This window comes from Accumulibacter sp., assembly GCF_036625275.1.
In the GTDB taxonomy this organism is placed as follows: Bacteria; Pseudomonadota; Gammaproteobacteria; order Burkholderiales; family Rhodocyclaceae; genus Accumulibacter.
In genome coordinates this window covers 1-6,388 of sequence record NZ_JAZKUD010000140.1, presented here as the reverse complement: position 1 = coordinate 6,388, position 6,388 = coordinate 1, and the positions used below count along the sequence as shown (strand labels likewise).

General features: G+C 62.0%; 5 protein-coding genes. 4 read left to right on the top strand and 1 reads right to left on the bottom strand.

From position 1 onward, the window contains the following. Positions 1 to 120: 120 nt before the first annotated feature. Positions 121 to 984 carry an IS5 family transposase gene (locus tag V5B39_RS21250; RefSeq protein WP_332344823.1) on the bottom strand — a complete coding sequence of 288 codons (864 nt, stop codon included), beginning with the start codon at positions 982 to 984 and terminating at the stop codon, positions 121 to 123. A gap of 225 nt (positions 985 to 1,209) precedes the next feature. On the opposite strand from V5B39_RS21250, the gene V5B39_RS21245 reads away from it, so the two are divergent. The 4 genes from V5B39_RS21245 (at position 1,210) to V5B39_RS21230 (ending at position 6,235) form a co-directional block, all read left to right on the top strand. Beyond that, positions 1,210 to 2,811, top strand: coding sequence for a methyl-accepting chemotaxis protein (locus tag V5B39_RS21245; protein ID WP_332344822.1), 1,602 nt, complete (start codon positions 1,210 to 1,212; stop codon positions 2,809 to 2,811). A 393-nt stretch (positions 2,812 to 3,204) separates the two neighbouring features. Beyond that, on the top strand, positions 3,205 to 3,642 hold the full coding sequence (locus V5B39_RS21240; protein WP_332344821.1) for a cache domain-containing protein: 438 nt from the start codon (positions 3,205 to 3,207) through the stop codon (positions 3,640 to 3,642). 868 nt (positions 3,643 to 4,510) lie between these two features. Continuing rightward, on the top strand, positions 4,511 to 4,879 hold the full coding sequence (locus V5B39_RS21235) for a response regulator (protein WP_034951443.1): 369 nt from the start codon (positions 4,511 to 4,513) through the stop codon (positions 4,877 to 4,879). A gap of 9 nt (positions 4,880 to 4,888) precedes the next feature. Then, a complete protein-coding gene (locus tag V5B39_RS21230; protein WP_332344820.1) occupies positions 4,889 to 6,235 on the top strand; it encodes a methyl-accepting chemotaxis protein in 1,347 nt (448 codons plus the stop codon). Positions 6,236 to 6,388 lie beyond the last annotated feature (153 nt).

Here is a 6,388-nt window from a genome sequence, read left to right as displayed (position 1 = left end):
CAACAAAATCAAACATTACCGGAGGATTTTCTCACGCTATGAAAAAACCTCCCGCAACTACATGGGCATGTTGCGCTTCGTCTCCGCCCTCATCTGGCTGCGGTGATGTATCAACAGAACCTAGAGAGTGTTGAACAATTCACGGCGCCGTTGCGGCTGTGGGGCGGATCTTCTTTTTTGCCACTGACGCCCGCCCACCCGCTTGCCCAAGACGATGAGACATCCGGCCAGCCATGCGAAACCCTTGCAAGACGTCACGGTTCGCTCGAAGCTGTTGGCGAGTCGCCGGAAGCGCGTCACCCAAGCGACGGTGCGCTCGATACGCCATCTCACGGGTGCTGGCTTAAAGGCCACCGACTTCGTGCCCAGACCCCGATCCGGGATAACGGCTTGAAGCAAAAGCTCTTCTTCTACGTGGGACACGCCCGTGCCTGAGTAGCCCAGGTCGAAGTAGACGCGCTCGACGGTCTCTATCGTCTGCAAAGCGTCATTGAGCGACCGGACGACTTCCTGGGTGTCACTGAGGTTGGCCGCGTGGGGATGCACGCCCCACAGCAGACCCAGGGTATCGCTCATCAGTGGGTTCTTGCGACCACGCACCTTCTGGTTGCCGTCGAAGCCAATCGCCTCGCCTCCGTGCCGGCTTTTCAGGCTATGGGCATCGGCCATCACGGTGCTCGGGGTCTCATTTCGCTTGGCGAGTTTCCTGACCTCGCGGTTGAGGACCAAGGTCACCCGTTCAAACACCGCCCCCTTGACCCAGATCCGAAAGTGTTTGTAGACGCCAGGCCAAGGCGGGTAGGCATCCTTCGGCAGGCTACGCCATGGGCAGCCCGTGTTTACCACGTAGACGCATGCATTGAACACCCTGCGTAAATCATAGGCTTGTGGCCTCCCCCGTTGTCCCGTACGGTTCAGTAGGGGAAAAATCACGGCCCATTGTGCGTCGGTAAGGTCGCTAGGATAGACTGTAAGAGGAGGCATCGTCTCAGCTCATCGGGAAAGGAATAGCGACGTCTACCCGCGCAGGACGATTTAGTCAACACTCTCTAAGGAAATGGCAAATTCCTGCTGCGCGCAAATGCCGGCAGTGGCAGAATCGCGAGTTTTTTCCGGCGACCGACGGAAGGAAGGCATGGCACGGCTCCCGATGCCGTCGGCGCGTTCGGCCGGATAATAGCGACCATGGCCTTGGAGGGGCCCTTTCTCATGTCCAACTGGAAGATCTGGCTGCGCCTGACGGCCACCATCTGGTCGGTGTTCGTGCTTGCCTGGGCCGGCATGATTGCCTGGCAAAGCGCGGTCAACCGCGATACCGCGATCCGGCAGGCGCAGGACTTTGCCGGCAGCATCCACGAAATGACGATGGCTGGCCTGACCGGCATGATGATCACCGGCACGATCGGGCAGCGCGAGGTTTTTCTCGAACAGATCAAGCAGTTGTCGATCATCAAGGATCTGCAGGTGGCACGTTCGGAAGCGGTGACCAGGGTTTTCGGCCCGGACAGCAAGGCGACACGCCCACTCGACGCCATCGAGCAGCAGGTGATGCGTAGCGGCCAGCCCTATGTCGCGGCGGAAAGCGACGCCGCCGGCTCCTACCTGCACGTGGTGACGCCGACCAGAGCGGCGAAAAACTATCTCGGCAAGGACTGCATCCTGTGCCATCAGGTCGCCGACGGGACAGTGCTCGGGGTGGTCAGCATGAAGGTCTCGCTCGATACCGTCGAGCAGGCAGTGTCGGGCTTCCGCCTCAGGATCGCCGCGGTCGCCGCGGTGCTCAGCGTGCTGCTGCTGTTGATGATCTGGTTCCTGACCCGCCATTTCGTCACCAACCCGCTCGAAAACCTCGCACTCGGCCTGCGCGACATCGCCCATGGCGAAGGCGACCTGACCCGCCGCCTGCCGGTTCGCGGCAAGGACGAAATCGGCCAGGCGTCGGCAATCTTCAATGAAATGATGGAGAACTTCTGCCGCCTGGTGCAGCATGTCGACGATTCCGCGCGCCGCGTTTCCAGCGAGGCCAGGGAACTCTCGCAGGCCGCCCGACAGGTCGCCGAAGGCTCGCAACTCCAGACGGAACAATCATCGCAGGCCGCCGCGGCGATGGAGGACATGTTGCATAGCATCGCCGCCATCGCCGAGAGCGCCGAGCAGGTGCACCAGCAGTCGCAGGACAGTCTGCGCCGCGCACAGGAGGGTCACGGCAGCCTGACGCGGTTGCTCGGGGAGATGGACCGCATCGCCGCGACGGTGTCCCTGATGGCCGAATCGATCAACGATTTCGTGCGCAGCAAGGACCGCATCAGCCGCATGACGCAAGCGGTCAAGGACATCGCCAACCAGACCGGGATGCTGGCGCTGAATGCGGCGATCGAGGCCGCGCGGGCCGGTGAAGCCGGGCGCGGTTTTTCCGTCGTTGCCGACGAGGTCCGCAAGCTGTCCGAGAAATCGGCGCTCGCCGCGCAGGAGATCGACCGCATCACGCCGGAGTTGGCCACTCAATCGACGGCCTTGCAGCGTGCGATCAGCGACGGGCTGGCACACATCGTGACCAGCCAGGCGACCATCGGCAGCATCGCCGACCTGCTCAACGGCTCGGTGAGCGCCGTCGGCAGCGGCATCGACGGCATTGCCAGCGCTGCGGACGAGCATCGGCACAGCAGTCGCCAGGTGGCCGACACCATCGACGCGATGGCCTCGATGGCGCAGGAAAACAGTCGCGCGGTGGAGAAAGCGGCAAACGCCTCGCAGTCGCTCGAATCGCTGGCACAAGGGCTGCAGTCGACGGTCGGGCGCTTCAAGGTTTGATTCGTTCGCACCTGGCAAACGCAACAATGTCTCAAACCTTGTCTATTGACGCGGTTAATCACCCGGATGAGCATAAGCCGCTGAAGTCAAGTCAATTGCCGGGGGCGAAGGGCGTAATGACCGGAAAATCCCGGCGGCGGTCGCTTTGTCTTGCGCGGGAGCTGGTGACGGCGGCCCTGCTGACAATGTGCCGCCTGCAACTATCGGACTGAAATGCAAGTAACGCGATGGTGACCGGGTGGATTTCCATGCGCATCCGGTGGATCAGCCATGGTTGTTCCCTGACGACGACTCAGGCTATCATGGCCGCCCCGTTTGATCTAATTGACGTTCATCGAGACGCCCAGCGCTGCCCCGGTTGTCCGGTTCCGTCCTAACCAGGAGACTCCTGCCATGAAATGGTTTTTCCCCACCGTTGCCGCATCCCTTCTTTTCGCTGTTCACGCCTGGGCCGGCGAAAAGGAAGACGCGACGAAGTTCGTCAACGACGCCGCGGCTGCGGCTACCAAGGACAAGACGGCGACGCTGGCTGAACTCAGCAATCCCAAAGGCCGCTTCGTCAAGGGCGAGATCTATGCGTTTGCTTTCGACCTGACGGGTACCGTCGTTGCCCACCCGATCAACAGCAAGTTGATCGGCAAGAATACCCTGGAGATGCCCGATGCGGACGGCAAGCTCTGGCGCAAGGAGGCCATCAGTGGCGTGAATGCACGCGGAGAGGCCACAGTCAGCTATCGGTACAAGAACCCCGTATCGGGGGCTGTCGAAAATAAGGTCACCTACTGCAAGAAAGCCGCCGATCTGGCGATCTGTGCCGGCTACTACCCATAAGTAGCCACTCGCCTCTCGGTCGCCGACAAAGCGAGCACGGAGGCGATTTCTCTCTGGATGCCGGCGTGCACATCGAAGGCGACGCCCCGCAAGGGTGGGACCGTCTGCTGCACCATGGCCGAAGGAAATCCCCTTGTGGGACTACATCCGACCGGCCTTTGCGCAGCAAAGCATGACTGCTCCACTCATCAACCCGCCGTCGAACGATCCGAACATCGCTAGCCGAAAAGCATCATCCTAGATTCATCTATTGGGCCTTGACCGGATCTGGTGAACGCCATGATTGGAAAGGGTTTTCGGCCGTTTTTTGTGACTGCGCCACAGTTCCTTTTGGGTGTCCTGGAGACGTTCGAAAAATCCAATCTTCATAGCAACTTAGCTGCCATTCCTGGCTTCAACTGAGGAATCTAGGATCATCCCTTGCATGCCGAGTACGATTGGATGGACACCGAAAATCATGCCGATCAGCATCCTCGATCTCGCCGGTCTGGATGTCGTCAAATACCGGGAAACTGAATCCGGATATCGTGTTCTGGCGACTCTAACGGTCATGACTTTTCCAGGCACCCCCGGTCATGAAAGTCATGACCGTTTCCCTCTCCCCCGCGAGGGGAGGGGAGGTTCGTGAGTCGCTGACGCGACTTTCACATTAAGCAAAGCGAGAGTCCGGAGCAGCGAAAAAATCGTCCCTGCCGGACTCAAGTTTGACCACTGCGCGCCGTTATAGGGGATGTTCGCACGTGATCGGTGGCAGTACTGACCATCAGCTCATCAACCAAGAAGAGTACATAGAGCTGACGTAGGTATCCGCCCCACCCCGGCATTTGCACCCATGGCGCGTCCATTCCACACAGGAAAAAGCTTCCCCATGGCAAAAACCATTTTTCTGGTCGATGATTCGGCAACCATCCTGCTCAGCGTCTCGAGCATCCTCGGCAAGGCCGGCTTTGCCGTCGAGAAAGCGTCGAATGCCGACGAAGCCTTGAAGAAGTTCAAGGCCGGGGTCAAGGTCGACCTCCTGATCACCGACCTGAACATGCCCGGCATGAACGGCATCGAGCTGATCAAGCAGGTGCGCACGCTGCCCGCCTACAAGTTCCTGCCGATTCTCTTCCTGACCACCGAATCGCAGCAAAGCCGCAAGGCAGAAGCCAAGGCCGCCGGCGCTTCGGGCTGGATCGTCAAACCGGCGACCGCCGACGACCTGCTCAACACCATCAAGCTGGTCATCCGCTAGGCCGAGACGATGACCCCTCCCCCCGGCCCATCCCATGACCAGTACCGCCGGCGTTCGCTGCTGACCGGACTGGCCGCGACCGTCGTGCTGCTGATCGTGGCCTGGCTCCTGCACGCGGGCTACGTCGATCTCCTGAACCAGACCTTCGGTCTGGGCGACCGCAGCCGTGACACCCTGATGATCCTGCTCGGCCTGCTGCTGTTTCTCGGCCTTCAGCAGGCGATCTCGCGGCTCCTGTACCACGACGCCCACCAGGGCCTCGACGAAACGCTCCGGGACGAACGCCCGCGCTGCCCGGCGCAGCAGGTCTGCCAGCGCGTCGCCCTGCCCGAGCTGCGGGAGATCCCGCGCTTCAACCGGGTCCTCGTCGGGCAGTTGCAGAGCGTCGTCGAGCAGACCGAACAGGCCGCCTACGATGTCACCTCCCGGCTGCAGACGATCGACGAGGTGGTCACCGACCTGAACCAGTTCGTCGCCGGCGCCGCCGCCGAATCGCAGGCCATGGCGAACGAATCCGAAGCGCAGATCGCCGGCAATCGCCAACTGATCGACAAGCTCGAAGCCTTCATCGCCCAACGCGTCGAAGAGACCGCCGCCGACGAGCGGCACGGTGCCGAAGCGATCCAGGAAGCCCGCTCGCTGCAGACCCTGGTCGACCTGATCCGGCACATTGCCGGCCAGACCAACCTGCTGGCGCTCAACGCGGCCATCGAGGCCGCCCGCGCCGGCGAGGCCGGACGTGGTTTCGCGGTCGTCGCCGACGAGGTGAGGAAGCTCTCGCACGAAACCGAAGCCGCGGTCAAGAAGATCAACGACGGCATCATCGCCGTCACTCGGATCATCGAGCGCCAGTTCAAGGACAAGCTCGCCCACTCGCACCTCACCGAGGAACGCGACAGTCTCGAACGTTTCGCGCAGCAGCTCGCCGCCCTCGGGGCCAGCTACGAGCGCCTGACAGCGCGCGAACGGCAGCTTCTCGACACCATCACCGCGAGCAGCGGCAAGCTCGCCACGATGTTCATGGAAGCCCTGGCCAGCGTGCAGTTCCAGGACGTGACGCGCCAGCAGATCGAACAGGTGGTCCACGGCCTCGAACGCCTCGACACGCACGCCGAAGCGCTCGCCGGAGCCATTGAAAGCAGCGCCCAGGGCAACCACGAAACGCGCATCGAACCGCTCGCCCGGCAGATGGAGCAGCAGTTCTCGAACTATGTCATGGACCAGCAGCGCGACGTCCACCGCCAGGCGATCGGCCCCGCGCATAGCCCGCGCCCGCCCGCCGCCACCCGTAAGACGCGCACTGCCCGCGCTGCGCCGGCGCCGGCCAGCAAACCGTCGAACGTCGAACTTTTCTGAAACCACCCTACCCGCAAGGAGCTGTTATGCCCGCCCCCGCCGCCCGCCTCGCCCTTCTCGAGGACATGACGATCTACCAGGCCCAGGCCCAGAAGGAGCAGTTGCTCACCGCGCTGGCGGCGACCGCAGCCCTCGACCTCGACCTCTCGGCCG

Coding starts and splice junctions, on each gene's coding strand:
- V5B39_RS21250 (WP_332344823.1), bottom strand. CDS start 984: ATGCCTCCTCTTACAGTCTATCCTAGCGACCTTACCGACGCACAATGG.
- V5B39_RS21245 (WP_332344822.1), top strand. CDS start 1,210: ATGTCCAACTGGAAGATCTGGCTGCGCCTGACGGCCACCATCTGGTCG.
- V5B39_RS21240 (WP_332344821.1), top strand. CDS start 3,205: ATGAAATGGTTTTTCCCCACCGTTGCCGCATCCCTTCTTTTCGCTGTT.
- V5B39_RS21235 (WP_034951443.1), top strand. CDS start 4,511: ATGGCAAAAACCATTTTTCTGGTCGATGATTCGGCAACCATCCTGCTC.
- V5B39_RS21230 (WP_332344820.1), top strand. CDS start 4,889: ATGACCCCTCCCCCCGGCCCATCCCATGACCAGTACCGCCGGCGTTCG.